Raw genomic sequence first — 23998 nt, 5'->3', positions numbered from 1 at the left:
TACAAACGGGCGGACCGGTGCCCCAGTCTACGGGCGTGGCCGGGTCCGGCGTTCCGGCATTGGGGGCGATCCTATTGCCCGTTAAGTGTGTCTTTGCAGCCTTTTGTCACGGTTGGCGGCTTACCGTGTGCGCGTGGAACACGGTACGCGCACAATGCAGCACCCTCCGCGGCGCCAGGAGGCGACCACGCGGAGCGTGCCCCGGCCCGCCCGGCTGGCAGATCCCGCCGGGGCCGCCAAGCCCGCCAGGCCCTGGGGCCGGGTCGTCCGGACCTCGCCCCGCGTACGCGCCCAGCCGCGCCATCGGCGGCCGCCCGCGCGGCGGCCCCGCGTCCGGCTGACCGGGCTCGGCTGCGGGGTGCTGGCCACCGCGGTGATGGTGGCGGTCGCGTGGCTGTGCGAGCTCTTCGGCGGCGTGCCGACGCTCTACGGCGTGCTGTTCCTGATCATGGCGGTGGCGGCGGCGATCTGGGTGCGGCCCCACGACCTGATCTGCGCGCCGATCGCCGCGCCCATCGCGTTCGCCGCCGGCCTCGTCACCACGCACGGGCTGGTGGACGCGGTGACCGAGCTGGCGCTGCGCGCGCCGTGGCTCTTCGCGGGAACGGTCACGGCCGCGGGGCTGGTGCTGCTGCGCAGGGCGCTGCTGCTGCTCGGCACGATCCTCAAGCGCCGCCGCAGGCGGCGACGCCTGGCCGCGGCCGCGCCGCCGCGCTGACCCCCGGCCTGCTTCCGGCCTGCTCCACTCGCGGCCTACTCGGCCACCTTGGCGGCGGCCTCCGCGCGCAGGTCGCGGCGCAGCTCCTTGGGGAGCGAGAACTGGATGTGCTCCGTCATCGGCTGGACCACCTCGACGTCGCCGAATCCCCGCTCGGCCAGCCAGCGCAACACCTCGTCCACCAGCACCTCCGGCACGGAGGCGCCGGAGGAGAGGCCGACCGTGCTCACGCCCTGGAGCCACGACTCGTCGATCTCCGAGGCGTTGTCCACCAGGTACGCCGCCGGGCTGCCCGCGCCGAGGGCGACCTCGACCATGCGGGCGGAGTTCGAGGAGTTCTTCGAGCCGACCACCAGCACCAGGTCGGAGCCGGCGGCGACGCGCTTGATCGCGGTCTGGCGGTTCTGCGTGGCGTAGCAGATGTCGTCGCTGGGAGGGCTGACCAGCTTGGGGAAGCGGCTCTTGAGCGCGTCGACCGTCTCCATCGTCTCGTCGACCGAGAGCGTGGTCTGCGAGAGCCACACGACCCTCTCCGGGTCGCGCACCTCGACGTTCGCCACGTCGTCGGGCCCGTCCACCACCGTGATGTGCTCCGGCGCCTCGCCGCTGGTGCCGATGACCTCCTCGTGGCCGTCGTGGCCGATGAGGAGGATGTCGTAGTCCTCCTGGGCGAAGCGGACGGCCTCCTTGTGCACCTTGGTGACGAGGGGGCAGGTGGCGTCGACCGTCGCGAGCCTGCCGCGCTCGGCCTCCCGGTGGACCTCGGGGGCGACCCCGTGGGCGGAGAAGATCACGATCTCGCCCTCGGGGACCTCGGAGGTCTCCTCGACGAAGATGGCGCCCTTACGCTCCAGCGTCCGCACCACGTACTTGTTGTGCACGATCTCGTGGCGCACGTAGATCGGCGGGCCGTACTGCTCCAGCGCCTGCTCCACGGCTATGACGGCCCGGTCGACGCCCGCGCAGTATCCCCGAGGGGCGGCGAGCAGGACGCGGCGCGGCGCGGCGGACGGCGAGGGCGCGGGGGCGGCGGCGGGCGAACTGGTCATGTGGCCATCGTACGGGCCGCCCCTGACACCTGTAGGGGGCGCCTTGGAGCGATGGGCGCGCGCCGGGGGGTGTGTCAGTGCGGGGCGTTAGCGTTGCGCCATGGCTGTGCAGACCTCAGCGGAGGTGCCGATCCCGGTCGGCGAGGTGTCCCGTCTCATCGGCGGCTGGATCGAGCGGCTGGGCGCGGTGTGGGTGGAGGGACAGATCACGCAGCTCAGCCGCAGACCCGGCTTCGGCGTCGTCTTCCTGACGCTGCGCGACCCCTCGCGGGAGGTGTCGCTCAAGGTCACCTGCTACCGCTCGGTCTTCGACTCGGTGGCGGAGCTGATAAGCGAGGGCACCCGGGTCGTGGTGTACGCCAAGCCCGAGTGGTACGCCCCGCGCGGGGAGCTGTCGCTGCGCGCGGCGGAGATCCGCGCGGTCGGCGTGGGCGAGCTGCTGCTGCGGCTGGAGCGGCTGAAGCGGACGCTGGCGGGCGAGGGCCTGTTCGCCGAGGAGCGCAAGCGGCGGCCGCCGTTCCTGCCGCACCGGATCGGGCTGGTGACCGGCAGGGCCTCGGCCGCCGAGCGCGACGTGCTGCACAACGCCAGGCACCGCTGGCCGGCCGTCCGCTTCGCGGTGCGGAACGTCGCGGTCCAGGGCGTGCACGCGGTGGTGCAGGTGATCGAGGCGATCAGGGAGCTGGACGCGGACCCGGCGGTCGACGTGATCATCGTCGCCCGGGGCGGCGGCAGCGTGGAGGACCTGCTGCCGTTCTCCGACGAGGCGCTGGTGCGGGCGGTGGCCGCCTGCACGACGCCGGTGGTCTCGGCGATCGGGCACGAGCCGGACTCGCCGCTGCTCGACCTCGTCGCCGACGTGCGGGCCTCGACGCCGACGGACGCGGCCAAGCGGATCGTGCCGGACGTGGGCGAGGAGCTGGCGCGGGTGCGGCAGCTCCGGGAGCGGGCGCGGTGGGTGATGGAGTCCCTGCTCGACCGGGAGGAGCGGGGCCTGGCGGCGGCGCTGGGGCGGCCGGTGCTGGCCGACCCGCGGCGGATGGTGTCCGAGCGCGAGACGCAGGTGGCGGAGCTGACCGGCCGGGGCAGGCGGGCGCTCGGGCATCTGCTGGACCGCGCGCGGAGCGACCTGGAGCACACGAGGGCACGTGTGGTGGCGCTGTCCCCCGCGGCGACGCTCCAGCGCGGGTACGCCGTGCTGCAGCGGGCCGACGGCGCGGCGGTGCGCGCCGTGGACGAGGTCGCGGCGGGCGAGGCGCTGCGGGCCCGGGTCGCCGACGGGGCGTTCACGGTCACGGTCGGCGAGCGGGCGTAGAACGAGTGGGCGCGAACCGGCTCGGAACCGGCGCGGAGAGGAGCGAGCATAGGGTGGCGGTCATGACGGAACCGGAGGCGGGCAGGGCCGTGAGCTACGAGCAGGCGCGGGACGAGCTGATCGACGTGGTCCGCAGGCTGGAGGCGGGCGGGGCGACGCTGGAGGAGTCCCTGGCGCTGTGGGAGCGCGGCGAGGAGCTGGCCCGGATCTGCGGGCAGTGGCTGGAGGGCGCCCGCGCCCGGCTCGACGCGGCGCTGGCCTCGGAGGAGGCCGAGGCGGAGGAGGACGAGGAGCTGGCCGACGAGTTCGGTGGCGCGGACGACGACGAGGACGAGGACGAGGTGGAGGGCGTGGCCGGGAAGGCCGGCTGATCAGCTCGGCGGGCCGAGGGACCCGGCGAAGCGGGAGAGGGAGTCGGAGGGGGTGTCGACGGGGGCGGTGCCGAAGACGACCGTGGTGACCCCGGGCCGCTGGAGCACGAGCGCGTCGTACTTGGGGCCCTGGTAGATCTCCCACCTCTCGCCGTCGATGCGGAGATGGAGCTCGGTGGCTTCCGCGTGCTGGGTGATCTCGGCGACGAAGCCCTTGGCACGGCCGTCGGTCTGGGCCAGGGCGGCGTACTCGTCGTCCGGGGTGACGAAGCCCAGCCGCCAGGTGGCGCCGAACTGGCCCTGCGCCTCGTACCGGACGGAGGTGGCGCGCCACCGCTCGCCCAGGCCATGCGGCACGAGCAGCTCGTAGGGCGCGGCGCGGGCCGCCGTGAGCGCGGCCACCTCGAACTCGACGGGCTGCGGCACGGTGTCCTTCGAGGAGTCGTGCGGGATGAAGAGGTACAGGAACAACGCGCCGACGCAGAGCACCGCCATGGACAGGACCATGTCGCGGGCGCGCCTGAAGTTCGGCCGCCGGTTCGGGTGGGCGCCGGTGGACTCGGGCGTCTCGGGGGTCTCGGGAGCCTCGGTGTCGGTCGCCGTCTCGCTTGCCACTCCTCCATGGTGGCCCATGGGGTGACGGTCGGCGCAGCCGCCCCCGCCACCGCTCGTTCGAGGACCCCAGTGCTCATTTGAACGATCGCGGCTAGAGTCGAAGACACCCTCCCACCGTCCGGAAAGAGGTGCGTCCTCGATGTCCGAACACCAGCTGCCGCCCGCGCTCGACGTGGCCCCCGCCGCCCCCGACCGCAACCTCGCGCTGGAACTGGTGCGGGTGACCGAGGCCGGGGCGATGGCCTCCGGGCGCTGGGTGGGCCGCGGCGACAAGAACGGAGCGGACGGCGCGGCCGTGCGGGCGATGCGCACGCTCATCTCGACCGTCTCGATGAACGGCGTCGTCGTCATCGGCGAGGGCGAGAAGGACGAGGCGCCGATGCTCTTCAACGGCGAGCGGGTCGGCGACGGCACGGGCCCCGAGTGCGACGTGGCCGTCGACCCGGTGGACGGCACCACGCTCACCGCCAAGGGCATGGGCAACGCCGTCTCGGTGCTGGCGGTCGCCGAGCGCGGCTCCATGTTCGACCCCAGCGCCGTCTTCTACATGAACAAGCTCGCCACCGGGCCGGAGGCGAGCGAGTTCGTCGACATCGACGCGCCGCCGTCGGTGAACGTGCGGCGCGTCGCCAAGGCCAAGGGCGGCGCGCCGGAGGACATGACCGTCGTCATCCTCGACCGGCCCCGCCACCGCGAACTCGTGCGCGAGGTCCGCGACACCGGCGCGCGCATCAAGTTCATCCAGGACGGTGACGTGGCCGGCGCCATCATGAGCGTGCGCGAGAGCACCGGCGTCGACCTGCTCCTCGGCATCGGGGGCACGCCCGAGGGCATCATCGCGGCCTGCGCGATCGCCTGCCTCGGCGGCACCATCCAGGGCAAGCTGTGGCCCAAGGACGAGGCCGAGCGGCGCGCGGCGTTGGACGCCGGTCACGACCTGGACCGGGTGCTGCACACCGGGGACCTGGTGCGCGGGGAGAACGTCTTCTTCGTCGCCACCGGCATCACCGACGGCGAGTTGCTGCGCGGCGTTCGCTACCGGGCTGAAACCGCCACCACCCAGTCACTGGTGATGCGATCCCGCTCGGGAACGATCCGGCAGATCGACTCCACCCATCGTCTGTCCAAGCTGCGCGCCTACAGTGCGATCGACTTCGACCGCGGGCGCTAGGCGACGCGACCGCCGGCCGCCGCCTCCCGCCGCCGCCTGCGGCTGAGCATCACCCGGCGTTCCGCGGCGGTCAGGCCGCCCCAGACGCCGTACGGCTCGGGCTGCAACAGGGCATGCTCCCGGCACTCCAGGAGCACGGGACAGCGGGCACACACCGACTTCGCCGCCTGCTCCCGGGAGAGCCGGGCCGCCGTGGGCTCCTGGGAGGGGGCGAAGAACAACCCCGCCTCGTCGCGCCGGCAGGCGGCCTCCGTGTGCCAGGGACCCGCAAGAGTTCTGGAACTGCTGGAAGTGTGCTGAGTGGGGACGCCTGCGGACCACTGGGACTCGTGTGGCGGTGACGATTGCAGCACGGTCAACTCCTGAGGACGGCTACCGGGGGGTCGCTCCTGGCTGTTGGACCCTCACCCGCCGGTGGCGCTTCCCAGCATGCGCCAAACGAGTGACGGTCCCCCGAGCCCTACCCGCTGTACGCGCGCTTATGCACCGAGCAACAGCCTGACGTACTGGTTAATTTTCGAGACGAGTGTTCGTGCTTTTCGTGGCCGGTTTTCGCCTCAGTGTTCGCGGAGGTCCTCGACCCGCTTGCCCTTGACCTGCTTCGCTTCGACGCCGCCCATGATGGCGACACCCTGGACGGTCACCACCGGCGCCTCGGGCTGGTCCGACTCGCCCGCCTGGACTTCGAAACCCCCCATGACACCGGAGCCCGAGCCGCGCAGACTGACGTTCTCCGGCACCCTGATCTCGACGCCCCCGCAGATCGCCGTCGCGTTGATGACCACGTGCTGCTGCTCGAAGATCGCCTCGGTCAGGTCGATCTCCACGCCGCCGCAGACCGCCACCGCGTTGACCTTGCCCCCGACCCGCCACCGGCCGCTCCGGACCGCGCCGCTGAGGACGGCCACCACGTTCTTCCCGCCGCTGTGGTGCAGGCCGTGGCCACGGGCGGGCGCCCGCTCCGGGCGCGGCGCCAGGGCCGGGGACCTCGACGGCGGCACGGCGGCGTGCCTCTGCCCGGCGGGCAGATCCTCGATGAGCGGCTCCAACTCACCCACGGTCTTGGCCCGGTAGACCGCCTCGACGCGCTCGGCGTGCTCCTCGGCGTCCAGACGCCCCTCGGCCAGGGCCTCGCGCAGGATGTCGGCTATTCGGTCGCGATCCGCGTCCGAAGCCCGCACGGCGGGCGGACCGCCCGGCCTGCCCGGCCCGTCCGACTTGTCCGGCTTGCCCAGCGACACTGCAGGAGTGTTCTCGGAGTTCACCCGCTCAGCGTACCGATTCGCGATACATCGCGACTAGAGGCCGGGAGCCGGCGTGAGCGGGGCCGGCGGCGTCTGCTGCCCGGGCAGCGTGACCTCGAACCAGACGAGCTTGCCGGTGCCCAGGCGCGTGGCGCCCCAGCGGCGGGCCAGCCGCTGCACCAGGTACAGGCCGCGCCCGCCCTCGTCCGAGGGCCCGGCCTGGCGGAGCCGGGGCAGCAGCGGCACGTCGTCGCCGACCTCGCAGCGCAGCACGTCGGTGCGCAGCAGCCGGACCGTGACCGGCCGCTCGGCGTACCGGACGGCGTTGGTGACCACCTCGGACACCAGCAGCTCGACGGAGTCCTCCAGCTCCGTCAGCTCCCACCGCTCCAGGCTCTCCCGGACCAGGCGGCGCGCCTCGCGCACCGACTCGGCCTTCGGGTCGAGCTTGCGCAGCGCCACCAGGTCGGGGGCGATGCCGTCGAAGCGGGCGGCGAGCAGCGCGATGTCGTCGTCCCGGTCGCCGGTGCCGACGATGTCGAGGATCTCGTCGCACAGCGGCTCCAGCGGCGGCGCGGCGTTCTGCCGCGTGAGCTGCGCGGTCTTGGTGAGCTTCTCGCGCAGGTGCTCCACGCCCGTCCACACGTCCCGGGTGCGGGACTCCACCAGGCCGTCGGTGTAGAGCACCAGCGTGGCGCCGACCGGCGCGTCGATCTCCACGGCCTGGAAGTCGACGCCGCCCACGCCGATGGGCGCGTTCGGCGGCAGGTCGAGGCGTTCTGTGGTGGCGTCCACGCGCAGCAGCACCGGCGGCGGGTGGCCCGCGTTGGCGGCGGTGATGCGGTGGGAGATCGGGTCGTACACGGCGTACAGGCAGGTCGCCATGCGGTCGGTGCCCAGCCGCTGCGCCTGCTCGTCGAGGTGGTGGAGCACCTCCTGCGGCGGCAGGTCGAGCCCGGCGAGGGTCTGCACGGTGGTCCGCAGCTGGCCCATGATGGCGGCCGAGGTGGTGGAGTGGCCCATCACGTCGCCGACGACGAGCGCGACGCGGCTGCCGGGCAGCGGGATCGCGTCGTACCAGTCGCCGCCGACCCGCGCCGACTGCGCCGCCGGGAGATACCGGCTGGCCAGGCGAACGCCGGGCGGCTGCGGCAGGTCGTCCGGCAGCATCGTGCGCTGCAGCTCGTCGGCGATGGACGCCTCCCGCCCGTACAGCGCTGCCTTGTCGACGCCGAGCGCCGAGTGCGTCGCCAGCTGCTGGGCGACCAGCAGGTCCTCGGACTCGAAGCCGGCGCGGTCCGGGCGGCGCACGAAGACCGCCGCGCCGATCACGCGGCGGCGGCCGCGCAGCGGGGCGAGGATGGCGCGCTGGCCCTCGGGCAGCGCCACGGCGCCGGTCAGCTCGCGTAGCGCGGCCTTGGGCACCTGCGATTCGGTGAAGACCGGGCGTACGCCGCGCAGCACCTCCGCCAGCGGGCCGTTGCCCCGCACCTCGACCAGGGAGGTGGCGCCGGACAGCAGCGGCAGCACGGGCGCGGCGCCGTCGGGGAGGGCGTCGCCGAGCGACAGCGCCTCGGGAATCCGGTCGGTGCGGCGCAGCTTCAGCACCCAGGGGTTGACGGGCTGCTCGTCACCGACCGGGAGCGGGTGACGCAGATACACCATGATCGCGTCGGAGAAGGTGGGGACGGAGGCGCGGCACAGGCCGAGCACGATCTCGTCCAGGTCCATGCCGCGCGCGATGCGGCGGGTGGCCGAGCCCACGAACCGCAACCGCTCGGTCTCGCGCATCCCGCCGCTCAGGCCCTCGTCGGGCTTGAGCTCCGGCTGAGGGCCCGGCTGGTGTTCGGCCTGGTGGTCGGGCCGGGGCTCGGGCGTCACGTCGTTCGCGTCGGGGCCGGGACGGACGTGGGGGTGCTCCGCGGTCACGCCTTCTGGCCCGGAGCGGGCGTGCGGGAACGCTGATCTCTCCGCGGGGGAGGTTACGTCCGCTGTGCGTGCCACGGGCTGCGGTCGGGTCGGGTCCGTCACGGGGGGATGTCCATCCATCCAAGGGGAACTGACGTGCGGGAGAGGGATGTTGTGCGGTTGTTCCGGTGTGCGGTCGTGGGGGTCGATCCTACGTTTGGCTCCCGGGTGCGCATCAAGAGGTACTCGGGGTGCTGGGGCGGCCGGCCCATCGTTGGGGAGGGTGGTGTCCCCCGCTGTCGGGCGCCGGCCGGTTCCAGTCGGCCGGGAGTCGGGGGATCAGCCAGCCGGGGTCGGGCCGCCACCGCGTCCACTTCTCGCTGAAGGGCCAGCCCCAGGTGCTGATCAGCCGGATCGCGGCCTCGCCAGCGTCGCGGACGCGCGCCGCCTGCTCGGCGTCCAGCAGCCCAGCCTGCTGTGCTTGGGCAAATTCGTCCTCGTCCCGCCACTCCCAGCTGCGGTCGGGGTAGACCGCGATGTCGAGAAAGTGATCCTCCGAATCGACCCCGCCGGGCCAGCGCCTGCGGGGCTCTTCAAGGTTGACGTACCAGTTCTTGAAGCGCCAGTGCAGATCCCAGAAAAGCCACACGGACCACGGATCGCCCGGGCGGGCGAGCTTCAGCACGCCGGTGCCGGTCCAGGGAGCGCGGACGGTGGTGCGCGGCTTGGTGTAGCGGGTGGCGAGCGGCTCCAGATGGATGGGGGTGCCATCCGTCAGCGTGGGCTTGACGCACTCGGTGTCGCCGGCCAGCCAGACGGCGAGCAGGTCGGGGGTGTCCTCGACGACGGTGACGGGCCGGCAGATGTGGAACGCCGCCGTGCCGTTGGCCGGTCCGTTGGCCCGGTAACGCCACAGGATGTGGTCGCCGGTCCGCCAGCGCTGTCCCACCCCGGCCGATGCGGCCGATCCGGCCCCGTTTGTTCCCGTTGTCATCTATGCATGATATTCGGGGCGGGACCGGCCCGGCTGACCGCGCGTCAGGACACCCGTCAGGACGTCTGTCGGAACGCCCGTCAGGGGCGGGTCATGCGCAGCACGTCGAGAGCCTCGTCGAGCTGCTCGATCGTCAGCTCGCCACGCTCCACGTACCCGCCGTCCAGCACCGCCTCGCGGATGGTCTTGCGCTCGGCGAGGGCGCGCTTGGCGACCTTCGCGGCCTCCTCGTACCCGATGTAGCGGTTGAGGGGGGTGACCACGGACGGGGAGGACTCGGCGTACTCGCGGGCGCGCTCGGCGTTGGCGGTGATGCCGTCCACGGTACGGTCGGCCAGCAGGCGGGCGGCGTTGCCGAGCAGGCGGATGGACTCCAGGACGTTCTTGGCCATCACCGGGAGCATGACGTTCAGCTCGAAGTTGCCGCTGGAGCCGGCGGCGGCGACGGTGGCGTCGTTGCCGGTGACCTGAGCGGCGACCATCAGGACGGCCTCGGGGATCACCGGGTTGACCTTGCCGGGCATGATCGAGGAGCCGGGCTGGAGGTCGGGGAGGGCGATCTCGGCGAGCCCGGTGCGGGGGCCGGAGCCCATCCAGCGCAGGTCGTTGCAGATCTTGGTGAGCGAGACGGCGATGGTGCGCAGCTGGCCGGAGGTCTCCACCAGGCCGTCGCGGGCGCCCTGGGCCTCGAAGTGGTCGCGGGCCTCGGTCAGCGGCAGGCCGGTGGCGCGGGCCACCTCGGCGATGACGGCGGCGGCGAAGCCGGGCGGGGTGTTGATGCCGGTGCCCACGGCCGTGCCGCCGAGCGGCAGCTCGGCGAGGCGGGGCAGGGAGGCGTTCAGCCGCTCGATGCCGTGGCGGATCTGGGCGGCGTAGCCGTTGAACTCCTGTCCCAGGGTGACGGGGGTGGCGTCCATGAGGTGGGTGCGGCCGGACTTGACGATCCCGGCGAACGCCGTGCCCTTGCGCTCCAGCGCGGCAGCCAGGTGGGTGAGCGCCGGGATGAGCTCCCCCGTCACGGCGGCGGTGGCGGCGATGTGGATGGAGGAGGGGAACACGTCGTTGGAGGACTGGCTGGCGTTGACGTGGTCGTTGGGGTGGACCGGGCGGCCCAGGCGCTCCGTGGCGAGGGTGGCGACGACCTCGTTCATATTCATGTTCGAGGAAGTGCCGGAGCCCGTCTGGAACACGTCGACGGGGAAGTGCTCGTCCCAGCGGCCCTCGGCTACCTCCTCGGCGGCGGCGGCGATCGCCTCGGCCATGTCCTTCTCCACGACGCCCAGCTCGGCGTTGACGGTGGCGGCGGCGGCCTTGACGCGGGCCAACGCGGCGATGTGGGCGCGCTCCAGGCGCTGGCCGGAGATCGGGAAGTTCTCCACCGCGCGCTGGGTCTGCGCCCGCCACTTGGCGTGCGCGGGCACCCGCACCTCGCCCATGGAGTCGTGTTCGATCCGGTATTCGTTGCTCGTCCCGCTGCTCATGGCACGAATCTAACGCCCCGGGGCGGTGGGCGCGGAACGGGGGCGCACGACGCAGCGCGCGCCTCCGTTGACGCTGCGGCGTCGGCGCTCCCGCCCTCAGGCTCCCGTGTCAGGACAGCGCTGGTGCCCGGCCTGCTGACGACCCGGCCGGCGTCGCCGCTCACCACCGGCTCTATGTGCTCGCGCTGGGTGTGGAACGAGTTCGTCACGTCGCTCTGAGCACATCGGTGCGAACAGACCGGTGGGGCTGGTCTGTTCGCACCCGATCTCGGAACTCACTCCGTGCGGAGGCCGTCCGGGCGCATCAGGCGCCACAGGAAGGGCATGCTGGCGAGGGTCACCAGGGCGATGACGCCGACGCCGACGGCCGTCATGGGGAGGAAGGCGAGCCAGCCGGTGACGGAGATGTCGACGGTCGCCATCAGCGCGGCGCCCACGCAGGTGCCCACGACGGCTGCCAGCGCGAGCCCCAGGACGACGGGGATGGCGGTCTGCCACAGGACCGAGGCGCCGAGGGTGCCGCGCCGGGTGCCGAAGGCGACGAGGACCGACAGCAGGCGCCTGCGCTCCTGGAGCTGCTCCAGCGTGGAGACGATCAGGCTGGCGCCAATCAGCAGCATCACCCCGCTCGCCCCCACCAGCAGCCCGGTCTGGATGCCGCTGAACTCATCGGTGAGGGTCTCCGATTCGACCTCCCAGACGTATATGTCCGGGTCACGCTCCCAGGCCGCGTTGCGGATCTGCTCGATGGCGTTCCTGTCCGAGGGGTCGGTCTCGATCGCCGACATGAGCAAGGCGTCGCCGAGCGAGCCCACGTCCAGAGCGCCGTGCGTCGCGAAGACGGCGCCGCTCTGAAGGAACGTGTGGTCGATATCGATCGTCTCCGGAACGGCGACCCGGCGGGCCGACCGCGGCACCGTCCACGGGCGGGACTCGCCCGGCAGAGGGCCGTCGTAATCGGCGTTCAGGTCGAGCCGGTCGCCCGGCCGCACGGTGTCACGCGTCAGGAAGACGTCGCCGTTGGCGCAGGTCTCGATCCGGGCCATCTCGCGCAGGGCCGCGCAGTCGCCGACCACCACCTCGGCGGGCTGCACGCCGTCCCCGGCCGCCTGCCGGTCCGGCCGGGTCGCGTAGCCCGTGGTGATGGCAAAGCTCTCGGTCACACCCGGAAGGCCGTCGATCTCCCTCGCGAGCGAGAGCCCTACCTCTCCGCTGACCGAGGCCGAGACCTCCACCTGGTACTGGCTCGGGTCCCGTCCGGTCTCCGTCGTCTGGTCGGCCCGGACGCCCGCGAAGAGCATGTACAGGGCGGTGGCCCCGGCCACGGCGACCGTGATACCGCTGACCGCGCGGGCGGCGGGGCCGCTGCGGAGCTGGAGTCGGCGCGTGGCGAGCTGCCAGGAGACCGGGCCGCCGCGCATCCAGCCGACCAGCCGATCGACCAGCCACGGCAGCAGCAGCGTAAGCCCGACGAGCACCAGCACCATGCCGACGGCGGCCTGGGCGAGGCCGAGGTCGTCGTCGCTGGAGAGGGTTGATCCGGCCAACTGCATGAGCAGCACAAGCCCGGCGGCGAAGGGAAGCAGCCGCCAGGGCAGCCGGCGCCGCCGGACCGTCCCGTGCCGGACCACGCCCATCGGCTCGATGGCGACGCCGCGCAGCGCGAAGAGTGCGACCGCGACGGCGGTCGCGGGCACCGCGAGCAGGATCAGCGCGGTCAGCGAGGGATCGGGTGTGATCTCGCTGGGGAAGGTGCTGAATCCGAAGAGGGTGATGCTGCCGAGCACCTCCCGGGTCGACAGCAGCGCGGCGACGCCCAGCAGCAGTCCGGCGACCGCGCCGACCAGCGCCTCCCCCGCGGCTATCCGGCGGGCGGTCATGGCGTCGGCGCCCACGAGGCGCAGCGCCGCCAGCCGCCGGTCACGGCGCTCGCCGCCAAAGCGGACGGCGGTGGCGATGAAGACCGCGATCGGCGTCAGCAGCGCGACGCAGATGATCACGATCAGCAGCATCAGCGGGGCGCCGTACTCCGTGGTCACCACCTCGCCGCCGAAGCTGTCCACGCGCTCGACGTTCGCGCCGAGGCCCTCTTGGAGGGAGGCCGAGCCCAGGTAGAAGAAGAGGTCGCCAGAACCCTCAAGGCCCTCTTCCCCGATGGTGCCGACCCGCTCGTAGTCAAGGCGCTGCGCGAGCAGTTCGCCGTCGTCCGAGTCGAGCATGCGGCCCAGGGCGGGGGAGACCACCATCTCGCCGGGGCTGGGAAAGGCGTCGAGGCCCGGCGGCGGTGTGGCCGTGGTCTCCGCCCCGGCGTCCGGCTGGAGCGAGGCACCGCCGATGTCGGCGTCGTGGTACCGGGTGAGCTCGTTGCGGAAGAGCACGGTCTCCGGCCCGGGTTCCAGGTCGGGGCACCCGGAAACCGCGGTGAAACAGCTCGGCTCGCGGTTCGCGACGCGCTCGTCCTGGGCCTGAAGGACACGCGGCGCGGAGGCGGCCAGCAGCAGGACGAGCACTCCGAGGCCCACGCCCACGGCGGTGAGCAGCGTCCGGGCCCAGCCGGACCGGCCGCCGGAGACGGCGAAGCGGGCGCCGAGGGCCATGTCCCGCGCCCAGCCCCTCATGCGGCCGCCCCCGCCATGTCGCGGGACCTGCCGTCACGGACGACGATCTCGCGGTCGGAGTACGCCGCGACGCGGGACTCGTGGGTGACCAGCACCACCGCGGCCCCGGACTCCCGGGCGGCGTCGGTCAGCAGCTCCATCACGCGCTCGCCGTTGAGAGAGTCGAGCGCGCCGGTGGGCTCGTCGGCGAAGAGCACGCGGGGGTTGTTCACCAGCGCGCGGGCGACGGCGACGCGCTGGCCCTGGCCGCCGGAGATCTGGCCGGGGCGCTGGTGGCGCACGTCGTCCACCTCCAAGCGGGCCAGCCACTCCACGGCACGGCGCTCGGCCTGCCTGCGCCCAGTGCCGGCCAGCCGCAGCGGGAGCGCGACGTTCTCCGCGCAGGTGAGCTCGGGGACGAGCTGGCCGAACTGGAAGACGAAGCCGAAGTCGGCGCGGCGCAGGGCGCTGCGCTCGGCGTCGGACAGGGCGGACAGCTCGCGCCCGTCGTACCGCACGGAGCCGGAGTCGGGCGGCACGATGCCGGCCAGGCAGTGCAGCAGGGTGGACTTGCCGGACCCCGACGGGCCCATCACGGCGACGATCTCTCCCGCGTCGATGGCGAATTCGGCCCCGGCCAGGGCCGGGGTGGCACCGTAGGTCTTGTGCAGGTCTGTGGCGGTCAGCAGGGCGGTCATCGCGCGACCTCCACGGCCAGGCGGTCCAGGCGGGCGGTGGCCAGCTCCAGCCAGCGCAGGTCCGCCTCCAGGTGGAAGAGGGCGTGGTCGCAGATGAGCTGGTCGGCGAGGTCGCCGTCGCGCTTGCGACGGGTCAGCTCGCGCATCAGGCGCAGGTGTTCGGCGCGCTGGGTGTCGAGCAGGCCGCCCGCGTCGCGCCCGGTGAGGAGCGCCAGCACGACCTTGGTGTACAGGGTGGACTGCAGGTACGGCTCGGGCTTCTCGGGGCGGGCCAGCCACGACTCGACGTCGGTGACCCCGGCGTCGGTGATGGCGTACCTCTTGCGCTCCGGGCCGCCGCCGGGCTCTATCCCCTCGACCTCGACGAGGCCGTGCTTCAGCAGGCGGGACATTGTGGCGTAGACCTGGCCGTAGTGCAGCGGCCGGTCCTGCCCGAAGTAGACGTCGAAGGACCGCTTGAGGTCGTACCCGTGCCGGGGGCCGGACTCCAGGAGGCCGAGGAGGGTGTGGCTGATGGACATGCGAGCCACTATACACATCGCGTATACACCTGGTCTATACGCGCCTGGCATAGGGGATGAGTCAGGGACACGAAAACGCCCCGGCATCGCCGGGGCAACGGTTCGGGAAGAGTTCGCGGCCCTGTCAGAGCTATCGCTTACGGTAAGCAGGGTGCATGCCGAAGGTGACGGGGCGTTTTCGTGGATGACAAGTCGGTGACGGGCGGCGGGGACCCAGGGGAGGCGACGGAGACGGCGGAGCGGGACGGCGCGGAGACGAGGCCGAGGCAGGCGCCGAGCGAGAGCCCGGGCCGGAGGCCCGGCGAGGGCGAGCCGGCGGACGCGGATAGGGCGCAGGCCGCGCCGGAGGCGCCTGCCGACCGGGCCCGCGCCGCCGCCCGCCGGGGCGGCCGACGGCTGCTGGCCGTCGCCCGCAAGCCGTACTGGGACCCGCCGCACCCCTCCTGGGCCATCCGGCGCTGGCCCGACCTGGCGGCCTGCCTGGTGGCCACCTTCTTCTTCTGGCTCTCCCTCACACCCTCCCTCGTCCCCCGCCCGTGGTACTACCAGGGCGCCATCGGCGGCATCACCGCGGCCATCGGGTACGGCCTCGGTGCGCTGCTGAGCTGGATCTACCGGCTCGTCACGCCGGAGACCTGGCAGCCGGGCCAGCGGATGCGGGCCCGCTGCTGGCTGGCGTACCTGGTGCTGCTGCCGTGGGCGATCGGCATCATGCTCGGCCAGAGCGCCGACCTCCAGCGCGACCTGCGGCGCCTGCAGGAGCTGCCGCCGACGCTCACCTGGCACTCGATCCTCATCGCGCTGATCGCCCTCGTCGTGCTGGCGCTGCTGCTGGTGGTGGCGCGCGCCATCCGGCTGCTGACCCGGCTGCTGACGCGGCTGCTGCACCGGGTGATGCCCTGGCCGTTCGCGGTCGCCCTCGGGCTCGCGCTCACCAGCCTGATCGTGGTGATAGGCACCCGGGACGTGGTCTGGGAGCGCGGGGTCATCGGCATCGCGGAGCAGTGGGCGAAGGCGAAGGACAGCAGCACCGACCCGGGCGTGATGCGGCCGTACTCGCCGCTGGTCTCCGGCAGCCCCGACTCGCTCATCGCCTGGGACGACCTGGGCAACAAGGGCCGGACCTTCACCGGGACCGCGCCGTCGGCCGAGGAGATCTCGGGCTTCACCGGCGAGCCCGCGATGCCCCCGATCCGGGCGTACGTGGGCCGCGCCGCGTACGACGACTACGCCGACGGCGCCGAGCTGGCCGTGCGGGAGCTGGAGCGGACCGGCGCCTTCGACCGGCAGGTGCTCGCCGTCACCGGCACCACCGGCACGGGCTGGGTCAACCCGACGACGGTCGAGGCGCTGGAGTTCATGCACGGCGGCGACACCGCGATCGTCACCATGCAGTACTCCTACATGCCGAGCTGGGCGTCCTTCATGGTGGACCGGAACGAGGCGGGCATCGCCACCGAGGCGCTCTTCAACGCCGTGTACTCCCGCTGGGAGCAGGAGCCGGCCGACGAGCGGCCGAAGCTGCTGGTGTTCGGCGAGAGCCTGTCGGTGGCGGCCGTGGAGGCGGCGTTCGACGGCGTCGACGACATGATCGAGCGGACCGACGGCGCGCTGCTGATCGGGCCGCCGGACTACAGCCCGATCCACAGCGAGCTGACCGAGCGCCGCGAGCCCGGCAGCCCGGTGTGGCGGCCGGTGTACGACGACGGGCGGCACGTGCGCTTCGCGCAGTACCCGGAGCAGGACCTGGCGCTGCCTCAGGGCTCGGTGTGGGAGGAGCCGCGCATCGTCTACCTGCAGAACGCCTCGGACCCGGTGGTGTGGTGGTCCTTCGACCTCCTCTTCCAGCGCCCCGAGTGGCTGAACGAGCCGCTCGGCCCCGACGTGACCTCGTCCATCGACTGGTTCCCGTTCGTCACCTTCTGGCAGACGACGGTCGACATGGCCGTCTCGTACGGGGCGCCGGCGCCGCACGGGCACCGGTACGGGTCCAACCCGGTGGCGGCGTGGGCGCGGATCGCGCCGCCCGAGGACTGGACCGGGACGGACACGGAGAGGCTGAGCTTCCTCCTGGAGATCCGGCACCCGCCCAAGCAGGGCTGGGCGGGGTAGGGCCGGCCCCGGTCCGCGAGCCCGGCCCTCGGCCCGCCCGGCCCTCCTCGGTCAGTCCCTGCCCGGGGCGGGCGGCGGGGTCGGGGCGATCTCGGCCACCGTGGCGCCGGAGACGGGCGGCGCGCCGCCCGCGCGGCGGTCGGCCTCGTCGTGGTAGGCCCGCAGGTAGGCGACGACCGTGTTGGTCACGGCGATCAGCGGCACGGCGACGATCGCGCCGGGGATCCCGGCCACCATCGACCCGGAGGCCACGCCGAGCACCACGGCGAGCGGGTGCACCCGCACCATTCGGCCCAGGATGAAGGGCTGGAGGATGTGACCCTCTATCTGCTGCACCAGCAGCACGACGCCGAGCACGATCAGCGCGTCCACCAGGCCGTTGGTGACCAGGGCCACCACCACGGCCAACGCCCCGGAGGCGACGGCGCCGACCAGCGGCACGAACGAGGCGATGAAGACGATGACGGCGAGGGGGATCGCCAGCGGCACGTCGAGGACGACCAGCCCGATGCCGATGCCGATCGCGTCGATGAGGGCCACGATCACCGTGCCGCGCACGTAGCCGGTGAGCGTGATCCACGCCCGGGGCCCGGCCCCCGCGATCGCCGGCCGGGCGTTGGAGGGCACCAGCTTCAGGAACCAATGCCACACGCCCCGCCCGTCGTAGAGCAGGAAGAGCACGACGAAGAGGGCGATGGCGGCGCCGCTGAAGAACTCCACCGCGTAGTTGGCGGCTTCCAGGCCGGCCGAGGTCAGCGTGTCCTGGTTCTCGTTGATCCACTGGTTGATGCTGTCGACCCACTCGTCGAGGTTCTTCTCGGAGACGTCGAAGGGGGCGTCCTCGATCAGCCAGTTCCGCAGGCGTTCGATGCCGTCCTGGACCTCTTCGGTCAGGTCATCGCTGTTGTCTATGACCTGCCAGACCACGAACCACCCGGCCAGGCCGATGACGGCGAGGCCACCGAGCGCCGTGATCGCCGTGGACGCGCCCCGGCCGATGCCCAGGCGCCTGAGCCAGCCGACGAACGGCTGGAGCAGCGCGGTGATCAGCAGGCCGACGGTGAAGGAGATGACGAGCAGGCTGATGGCGCCGACGATCTGGATCAGCACCCAGACGACCGCCGCCAGCACCAGCAGCCGCCAGCCTGCCTCGGCGGCGACGCGCATGCCCCACGGAACCATCGTGGCCGGGGCGGGCTTGCCGCCCTCCGCGCCCGCGGCCGCCGTGGGCGGGGGCGCGGGCGGCGGCGGCGCCTCGCCGGGCACGGCCGCCGCGGCCGGCTCGACGGCCGCCGCCGGCTCAGCGGCCGCGGCGGCCTCAGGGCGCTGGGGCGGCTCCAGCTCGGGCGAGCCGGCGAGCACCGCCTTGCGGGCGCGGCCCCCCAGGTGCTCCCCCGCCTCGTCGCCGCCGCCTCGGCGGGCCTCGGCCTCGCCGCGCTCGCTTGCCTCGCGCTCCAGCCGCTGCTGTTCCCGCTGCGCGGCCGCACGGAAGCTCAGGCGCGAGCGCAACCGTCCCACACCCGTCCTGAGCCGTCCCCGTCGTGACATCCCGTTTCCCTCCGCCCCCTGCAGTCTCACGCAATGCGCGACGACGTTACCGCGAGACCTCGCCCCGCAGGGGCACTCCCGGGGAGTTGCCGGGAAAACGAAACCTCCCCGTGCCCTGCCGGACACGGGGAGGAATGTCTGTGGCTTACCCGGCACCGTCGGCGGGCCAGCCGAGGGACGCCGTCAGTACCAGCCGTTCGCCTGCCAGAACTCCCAGGCGCCGCACGGGCTGCCGTACCGGTCGCCCATATACATCAGGCCCCACTCGATCTGGGTGGCCGGGTTGGTCTGCCAGTCGGCACCCGCCGAGGCCATCTTCGAGCCCGGCAGTGCCTGCATCAGGCCGTAGGCCCCGGAGTACGGGTTGGTGGCGGTGTGGTCCCAGCCGCTCTCGTGGTCGACGATGGACGAGAAGCAGGTGAACTGGTCGGCCGGCACCATCGACTGGGCGATGGCCTGAACTTCCGACACCGTGTACGACGTCTGCACGGGGATCTCGGAGGCCGCGGCGGCCTCCTCCTCCGCCGCCTCCGCGGCGGCAGCCGCCTCGGCGGCCTCCCGCGCCTCGCGCTCGGCCTCCTCCTCGGCCTCCTTCTTCGCCGAGGCGTTGGCGGCGGCCTCCAGCCGCGCCGCCTCCTGGGCGGCGATGCGGGCCTCGGCGTCAGCGGCGGTGGACTGTGTCTCCGCCTGCTGTGTCAACGATGCGGTCTGCAGCTGGGCGTTCGTGCCAGCGGGTATTTCGGCGAGTAGCGTCGCGTCTGCGGCGACCACCTCAAGGTCGTCGGCGGCGTCCTGTCGCTCGTCTCCCGAGGCGACGCCGACGGCCGAGCCCACGGCAGTCACCGCGGTGGCGGACGCCACTGCGAATCCCCGGACCGAGATCCGGCTCACACGGTTTCCTTCCGACATCGCCCGCTTAGGTGACCTCGCGGGCGCAATCGTGCCCCTTTCACGGGCCTCCCCTCGTAGTCGGTCACGGGAGGCACTGACCCGTTCGGGGTCCGGCGTTGGTGGGCGCGCGAACCCGCGTGGTGCTTCGGGCGGCATGTGGCGAATGGCCGTTGTTTAGTTGTGAGGTTGTTATCGGTCTGCCACATGCGGGGCCTGACAGACGGACACACTGCCGGACGCGGGCGGCGGGTGGCAATTCGACTCAGTGTGGGAAAGCTCACACGCCGTTTGGCCTTGCCACTTCGCGGAAAAGCGCCCGTAGTTCGCCTACCTGGCCTTACGCTGCGCCCACCATCGACATCGGCGGGACGATAATCACCCCGGTGTCCGATTCACCGGGACGCGCCCAATTGAGCCGCGTACGTCACTCTTCCAGCATCTCTGTCACCAGCGCGGCGATCGGCGAACGCTCGGAGCGCGTCAGCGTGACGTGAGCGAAGAGCGGGTGCCCCTTGAGCCGCTCCACCACCGCGACGACCCCGTCGTAACGCCCCACGCGCAGGTTGTCCCGCTGCGCCACGTCGTGCGTCAGCACCACCCGCGAGTCCTGGCCGACCCGGGAGAGCACCGTCAACAGCACGTTCCGCTCCAGGGACTGTGCCTCGTCGACGATGACGAACGCGTCGTGCAGCGAACGCCCCCGGATGTGGGTCAGCGGCAGCACCTCCAGCATGCCGCGCGCCACGACCTCCTCGATGACCTCGCGCGTGGTCACCGCCGAGAGCGTGTCGAAGACGGCCTGCGCCCACGGGTTCATCTTCTCGGCCTCGCTGCCGGGAAGATAACCCAGGTCCTGCCCGCCCACGGCGTAGATCGGGCGGAAGACCATCACCTTCTGGTGCTGCCGCCGCTCCAGCACCGACTCCAGCCCGGCGCACAGCGCCAGCGCCGACTTGCCGGTGCCCGCCCGGCCGCCGAGCGAGACGATCCCGACCTCCGGGTCGAGCAGCAGATCGAGCGCGATCCGCTGCTCGGCGCTGCGCCCGTGGATGCCGAACGCCTCCCGGTCGCCGCGCACCAGCCGCACCCGCCCGCCGGGGGCGACCCGCCCCAGCGCACGGCCCCGCTCGGAGGAGATGACCAGGCCGGTGTGGACCGGCAGTTCGGCGGCCTTCGCCTCGTACACGCTCTCCGCGGCGAAGAGCTCGTCGACCGACTCCCCCGGCAGCGTGATCTCCACCATCCCCGTCCACCCGTCGGCGTCGGTGATGGCGAGCTCCGCGCGGTACTCCTCGGCGGCCAGCCCGACCGAGGACGCCTTGATGCGCAGCGGCAGGTCCTTGGAGACGACCGTCACGTCGTGGCCCTCGGCCTGGAGGTTGCGGGCCACCGCGAGGATGCGGGAGTCGTTGTCCGCCAGCCGGCCCCGCTCGTTGAGCATGGCCGGCGGCAGGATGGCCGGATCGGAGTGGTTCAGCTCCACCCGGAGGGTGCCGCCGAGGTCCCCGACCGGCAGGGGGGTGTCGAGCCGGCCGTGCCGCACCCGGAGCTCGTCGAGACGCCGCAGCACCTGCCGGGCGAAGTACCCCAGCTCTGGGTGGTGGCGCTTCGCCTCAAGCTCGGAGATGACGACGACCGGCAGCACCACCTCGTGCTCGTCGAAGCGGGTGATGGCGGACGGGTCGGCGAGCAGGACGCTGGTGTCCAGGACGTACATGCGGCGGTCGATGGAGCGCTTGTTGCTGGTGGCCACGTGTGGACGAACCCCCTCGGACGAGGAACGGGATCACGGCGCCACGACCAGCCTGGGTTTCGGGACGCCGGGGGTCTGGTGCCGGCGGGGCCCACCACGCGGGGGCCCGGTGCCGGCCCCGTTCCATCTCCGTGGTACGCAAACGGGCCTCCCGGCGGGACGCGCCGACGCGCGACCCGCGGTGAATATGCCCGCAGTCTGCGCATCTCATGCGAAGAGATCCCCGGGCGCCGCTCCTGCTCAGAGACCTTCGGGAGCGGCCCGCGTAGGCTAGATGCCGTAACGCCGGTGACGCGCAGCGTAGTCGCGCAGCGCGCGCAGGAAGTCCACCTTGCGGAAGGCGGGCCAGTACGCCTCGCAGAAGTAGTACTCCGAGTGGGCGCTCTGCCAGAGCATGAATCCGGACAGCCGCTGCTCCCCGCTGGTGCGGATCACCAGGTCCGGGTCGGGCTGCCCCCGCGTGTACAGGTGTTCGGAGATGTCCTCCACGCCCAGCGAGTCGGCGACCTGCTCCAGCGTCTGCCCCTCGGCCGCGCGCTTGGCCAGCAGCGAGCGGACCGCGTCGGTGATCTCCTGGCGCCCGCCGTACCCCACCGCGACGTTGACGAGTATTCCCTCGCGGTTTCCCGCCTCTTCCTCCGCCTCCAGCAGCACCCGCCGGGTCCGCTCGGGCAGCACGTCGAGCGCGCCCACGTGGTTGACCCGCCATCGCCCGTCGGCCGCGAGGTTCCTCACCGCGCCCTCGACGATGGACAGCAGCGGGTTCAGCTCCTCGGGGTCGCGGCCCAGATTGTCCGTGGACAGCAGCCAGAGGGTGACGACCTCCACGTCCGTCTCGGCGCACCAGCCCAGCAGTTCCTGGATCTTGGCCGCCCCCGCCTGGTACCCCTGCCTCGTCGAGTTGCTCGCGGCCTTGGCCCAGCGGCGGTTCCCGTCCAGGATCACGCCGATGTGCTTCGGCCCCCGCGCGGTGTCGAGCCGCCCCTCCACGCGCCGCGCGTACAGCCGGACGGCCAGGCGGCGCAGCTTGTTCTTCATCCCGACCCCGCTCGCGCTCATCCCTGCGTCAGCCCCTCCGTAGGCTCCGGCACCCCTGGTTCAAGCACTCTACTGCCTGCCGCAGACAGCCCTGACAAAAGGAAGCGGGCCGGTCCGTGGGGGGGGTGACGGACCGGCCCGAGGGGGGGATTCCACCGTAACGCATGCCGGGCAATGGTGCGTGCATCCGGGACGAGATTCGGTGCCGGATTGTTGAAGAGCGCCTTGAAGCGCCTTGAAGAGCGCCTTGAAGAGTGCCTTGGAGAGGGGACGCCCGGCGGGCTGCGGACGGCGTCCGGACGGGGGCGCCGGCCTACGCCGCCAGGCCGCCGACCAGCAGCGCGACCAGCGATCCCAGCGCGAGACACGGCCCGAGGGCGAACGCCGTCCTGCGGCCCGCGCCCCTGGCCACGACGAGCCAGACGGCGTAGCCGGCGGCCAGCAGCATGCCGGCCAGGACGCCCAGGACGACCACGTCCCAGCCGTACCACCCGAGGGCGACGCCGAGGGAGATCGTGAGCTTGACGTCCCCGAACCCCATGCCGTTGGGGCTGATGAGGAAGAGCACGAAGTAGGAGCCGCTGAGCACCGCCCCCGCCCACAGCGCCCGCGAGAAGTCCCCGGCGGCGTCCGGGATCGGCACGGCGAGGCCGAGCCCCACGATGACGAGGAGGGCCAGCGGCAGGGTGAGCACGTCGGGCAGCCGCTGCACGGCCCGGTCGACGGCGGCCAGCAGCACCACCAGCGGGGCGGCGAGCAGCCACACCACCAGTTCGGGCCGCGTCCCGACGGCGGCGGCGAGGCCCGCGCAGCAGACGGCGGTCGGCACGGCGAGGCGGGCCGGGTGGTCGCCGTAGCGCACCTGGCCGGGCGGGCAGCCCGGGCAGCGGGCGAGCCCGAGCCAGCCGCCGAAGGACCCGGAGATGTCGTGTCCGCGCGGGCAGCTCGCGCGCCACGCCGCGGCGGGCGCCTCGGGCGATTCGTCCGCTTCGGGGTGCTCGACGGCCAGCCGGTAGCCGGGCCGGGCGAGGAGCAGCCCGACGAGAGCACCGTAGACGGCGGCGGCGGTGATGAGCAGCGGATGCACGGGCCCGAGCGTACGCGGCAGACCACGGGCCGGTCTGCCCGAGTGGGGGGGAGGGACAGACCGGCCCCATGGGGTCAGACCGGAGCCGGGGGGGTTGGCTCCTGGTCACCCCGCCAGCCGTCGCCGGGGTGGGAGTGACGACGCTGGCAGCACAGGTGTCAGCCGCGGCTGACGAGGAGACCATACCGCACGGCTACCGCTCAGTTCTTCAGCGCCGTCCCCCCGGGCTCGGCGGCTGCTCAGGCGGCTGCCCGGGCGGTCACGCCGCGCCGCTGAGCCGCCGCAGGACGCGGCCGCAGCGCCTGGCGTACGCGCGCTGACCCGCCCGGGTCAGCGGCCCGGCCGCCCGCGTGTACCAGCTCGCGGCCCTGCTGAACGCCGTCACCGTCAGCCAGACCGAGTCGTCGGGCAGCCGTTCCACGAGGAACGCCTCCTCGCCGCACTCCGGGTGGCCGGGCAGCGTGCCGTAGGCCCAGCCGGTCCTGTCGGGCTCGCGCAGCGCCCACACGACCCGGCAGGGGGCGTTGAGCCGCAGGCGCCCGAGCCCCAGACCGACGGTCACCCGGACCCCGGGCTCGGCCTCGGGCGCGGCGGCGCGGATGCTGACGCCGACGGCGCGGTGCATGCCCCAGCCCATGACGGCCTCGCCGGCGCGCCGCTGCACGCCCGGCCCGGTGCCGAGGCGGGTGCGGACGCGGAGCAGGTGGAATCCGGGCGGCGGCAGCGGCGCTCGGGAGCCGCCCGGGTGGGTGGCCCCCACCTCGCGGTAGGTGAAGCCGGAGAAGCCGTCGCCCGTACCGTCGTTCCTGCCGTCGCCCGTCTGCGCTGCCATAGCGCCCTCGTACCGTCCCGGCGGGCCGGGGCGCAAGTTCCGCGACAGCCCCGGG

Annotated in this window: 21 protein-coding genes; 5 read left to right on the top strand and 16 right to left on the bottom strand. The window is 72.9% G+C overall.

Annotated features, from left to right (window positions below; genetic code table 11):
- Nucleotides 1–196: 196 nt before the first annotated feature.
- Nucleotides 197–718, top strand: coding sequence for a DUF6542 domain-containing protein (locus ACTWQH_RS05220; protein WP_443285124.1), 522 nt, complete (start codon nucleotides 197–199; stop codon nucleotides 716–718).
- Between the two features lie 35 nt (nucleotides 719–753).
- Here the strand turns inward: ACTWQH_RS05220 and ACTWQH_RS05215 are convergent, their stop codons facing one another.
- Entirely contained in the window at nucleotides 754–1767 is a 1014-nt protein-coding gene (locus ACTWQH_RS05215) for a 4-hydroxy-3-methylbut-2-enyl diphosphate reductase (protein ID WP_443285123.1), read from the bottom strand.
- 100 nt (nucleotides 1768–1867) lie between these two features.
- On the opposite strand from ACTWQH_RS05215, the gene xseA reads away from it, so the two are divergent.
- Complete coding sequence (gene xseA, locus ACTWQH_RS05210; protein WP_443285122.1) at nucleotides 1868–3082, top strand: exodeoxyribonuclease VII large subunit; 1215 nt, start codon at nucleotides 1868–1870, stop codon at nucleotides 3080–3082.
- A gap of 62 nt (nucleotides 3083–3144) precedes the next feature.
- Nucleotides 3145–3453: an exodeoxyribonuclease VII small subunit gene (locus tag ACTWQH_RS05205; RefSeq protein ID WP_443285121.1), complete on the top strand. Its 309-nt coding sequence runs from the start codon at nucleotides 3145–3147 to the stop codon at nucleotides 3451–3453.
- Here the strand turns inward: ACTWQH_RS05205 and ACTWQH_RS05200 are convergent, their stop codons facing one another.
- Complete coding sequence (locus ACTWQH_RS05200) at nucleotides 3454–4068, bottom strand: DUF4245 domain-containing protein (RefSeq protein ID WP_443285120.1); 615 nt, start codon at nucleotides 4066–4068, stop codon at nucleotides 3454–3456.
- A gap of 139 nt (nucleotides 4069–4207) precedes the next feature.
- Here ACTWQH_RS05200 and glpX point away from each other — a divergent pair, with 139 nt between their 5' ends.
- Entirely contained in the window at nucleotides 4208–5239 is a 1032-nt protein-coding gene (gene glpX / locus ACTWQH_RS05195) for a class II fructose-bisphosphatase (protein ID WP_443285119.1), read from the top strand.
- On the opposite strand, the gene ACTWQH_RS05190 is transcribed toward glpX, so the two are convergent.
- The 8 genes from ACTWQH_RS05190 to ACTWQH_RS05155 all read right to left on the bottom strand — a co-directional run bounded on the left by ACTWQH_RS05190 (nucleotide 5236) and on the right by ACTWQH_RS05155 (nucleotide 14682).
- Nucleotides 5236–5592: a WhiB family transcriptional regulator gene (locus ACTWQH_RS05190; protein WP_443285118.1), complete on the bottom strand. Its 357-nt coding sequence runs from the start codon at nucleotides 5590–5592 to the stop codon at nucleotides 5236–5238. The genes glpX and ACTWQH_RS05190 overlap by 4 nt on opposite strands.
- Before the next feature lie 204 nt (nucleotides 5593–5796).
- Entirely contained in the window at nucleotides 5797–6480 is a 684-nt protein-coding gene (locus tag ACTWQH_RS05185) for a DUF1707 SHOCT-like domain-containing protein (protein WP_443285151.1), read from the bottom strand.
- 57 nt (nucleotides 6481–6537) lie between these two features.
- Complete coding sequence (locus ACTWQH_RS05180) at nucleotides 6538–8532, bottom strand: SpoIIE family protein phosphatase (protein ID WP_443285117.1); 1995 nt, start codon at nucleotides 8530–8532, stop codon at nucleotides 6538–6540.
- Nucleotides 8533–8626: 94 nt separating this feature from the next.
- Nucleotides 8627–9385: a cytidylyl-2-hydroxypropylphosphonate hydrolase gene (gene fomD / locus ACTWQH_RS05175; protein ID WP_443285116.1), complete on the bottom strand. Its 759-nt coding sequence runs from the start codon at nucleotides 9383–9385 to the stop codon at nucleotides 8627–8629.
- Nucleotides 9386–9465: 80 nt separating this feature from the next.
- Nucleotides 9466–10866: a class II fumarate hydratase gene (locus ACTWQH_RS05170; protein ID WP_443285115.1), complete on the bottom strand. Its 1401-nt coding sequence runs from the start codon at nucleotides 10864–10866 to the stop codon at nucleotides 9466–9468.
- 275 nt (nucleotides 10867–11141) lie between these two features.
- Complete coding sequence (locus ACTWQH_RS05165; protein WP_443285114.1) at nucleotides 11142–13484, bottom strand: FtsX-like permease family protein; 2343 nt, start codon at nucleotides 13482–13484, stop codon at nucleotides 11142–11144.
- Nucleotides 13481–14161, bottom strand: a complete 681-nt coding sequence (locus tag ACTWQH_RS05160; protein ID WP_443285113.1) for an ABC transporter ATP-binding protein — start codon at nucleotides 14159–14161, stop codon at nucleotides 13481–13483. Before ACTWQH_RS05160 ends, ACTWQH_RS05165 begins: the two co-directional genes overlap by 4 nt.
- On the bottom strand, nucleotides 14158–14682 hold the full coding sequence (locus ACTWQH_RS05155) for a PadR family transcriptional regulator (protein ID WP_443285112.1): 525 nt from the start codon (nucleotides 14680–14682) through the stop codon (nucleotides 14158–14160). The genes ACTWQH_RS05160 and ACTWQH_RS05155 overlap by 4 nt, the downstream gene beginning before the upstream one ends.
- 180 nt (nucleotides 14683–14862) lie before the next feature.
- Here ACTWQH_RS05155 and ACTWQH_RS05150 point away from each other — a divergent pair, with 180 nt between their 5' ends.
- A complete protein-coding gene (locus ACTWQH_RS05150) occupies nucleotides 14863–16794 on the top strand; it encodes an alpha/beta hydrolase (protein ID WP_443285111.1) in 1932 nt (643 codons plus the stop codon).
- A 51-nt stretch (nucleotides 16795–16845) separates the two neighbouring features.
- Here ACTWQH_RS05150 and ACTWQH_RS05145 read toward each other — a convergent pair whose 3' ends face one another.
- From ACTWQH_RS05145 to ACTWQH_RS05120, 6 genes are all read right to left on the bottom strand, one after another.
- The gene (locus tag ACTWQH_RS05145; RefSeq protein WP_443285110.1) at nucleotides 16846–18342 is read right to left on the bottom strand and encodes an AI-2E family transporter; all 1497 of its coding nucleotides are present in this window, start codon (nucleotides 18340–18342) and stop codon (nucleotides 16846–16848) included.
- 183 nt (nucleotides 18343–18525) lie between these two features.
- A complete protein-coding gene (locus ACTWQH_RS05140) occupies nucleotides 18526–19233 on the bottom strand; it encodes a transglycosylase SLT domain-containing protein (protein ID WP_443285109.1) in 708 nt (235 codons plus the stop codon).
- A gap of 424 nt (nucleotides 19234–19657) precedes the next feature.
- Nucleotides 19658–20950, bottom strand: coding sequence for a PhoH family protein (locus ACTWQH_RS05135; protein ID WP_443285150.1), 1293 nt, complete (start codon nucleotides 20948–20950; stop codon nucleotides 19658–19660).
- Between the two features lie 306 nt (nucleotides 20951–21256).
- The gene (locus tag ACTWQH_RS05130) at nucleotides 21257–22045 is read right to left on the bottom strand and encodes an isoprenyl transferase (RefSeq protein ID WP_443285108.1); all 789 of its coding nucleotides are present in this window, start codon (nucleotides 22043–22045) and stop codon (nucleotides 21257–21259) included.
- 292 nt (nucleotides 22046–22337) lie between these two features.
- The gene (locus ACTWQH_RS05125) at nucleotides 22338–23111 is read right to left on the bottom strand and encodes a prepilin peptidase (protein WP_443285107.1); all 774 of its coding nucleotides are present in this window, start codon (nucleotides 23109–23111) and stop codon (nucleotides 22338–22340) included.
- A gap of 259 nt (nucleotides 23112–23370) precedes the next feature.
- Nucleotides 23371–23943 carry a DUF1990 family protein gene (locus tag ACTWQH_RS05120; protein ID WP_443285106.1) on the bottom strand — a complete coding sequence of 191 codons (573 nt, stop codon included), beginning with the start codon at nucleotides 23941–23943 and terminating at the stop codon, nucleotides 23371–23373.
- Nucleotides 23944–23998 lie beyond the last annotated feature (55 nt).

It is taken from the genome of Streptomyces sp. 6N223, from assembly GCF_052246635.1.
In the GTDB taxonomy this organism is placed as follows: domain Bacteria; phylum Actinomycetota; class Actinomycetes; order Streptomycetales; family Streptomycetaceae; genus Streptomyces.
Note: the sequence above shows the minus strand (reverse complement) of the source record. Positions and strands in the feature narration are given on the sequence as shown.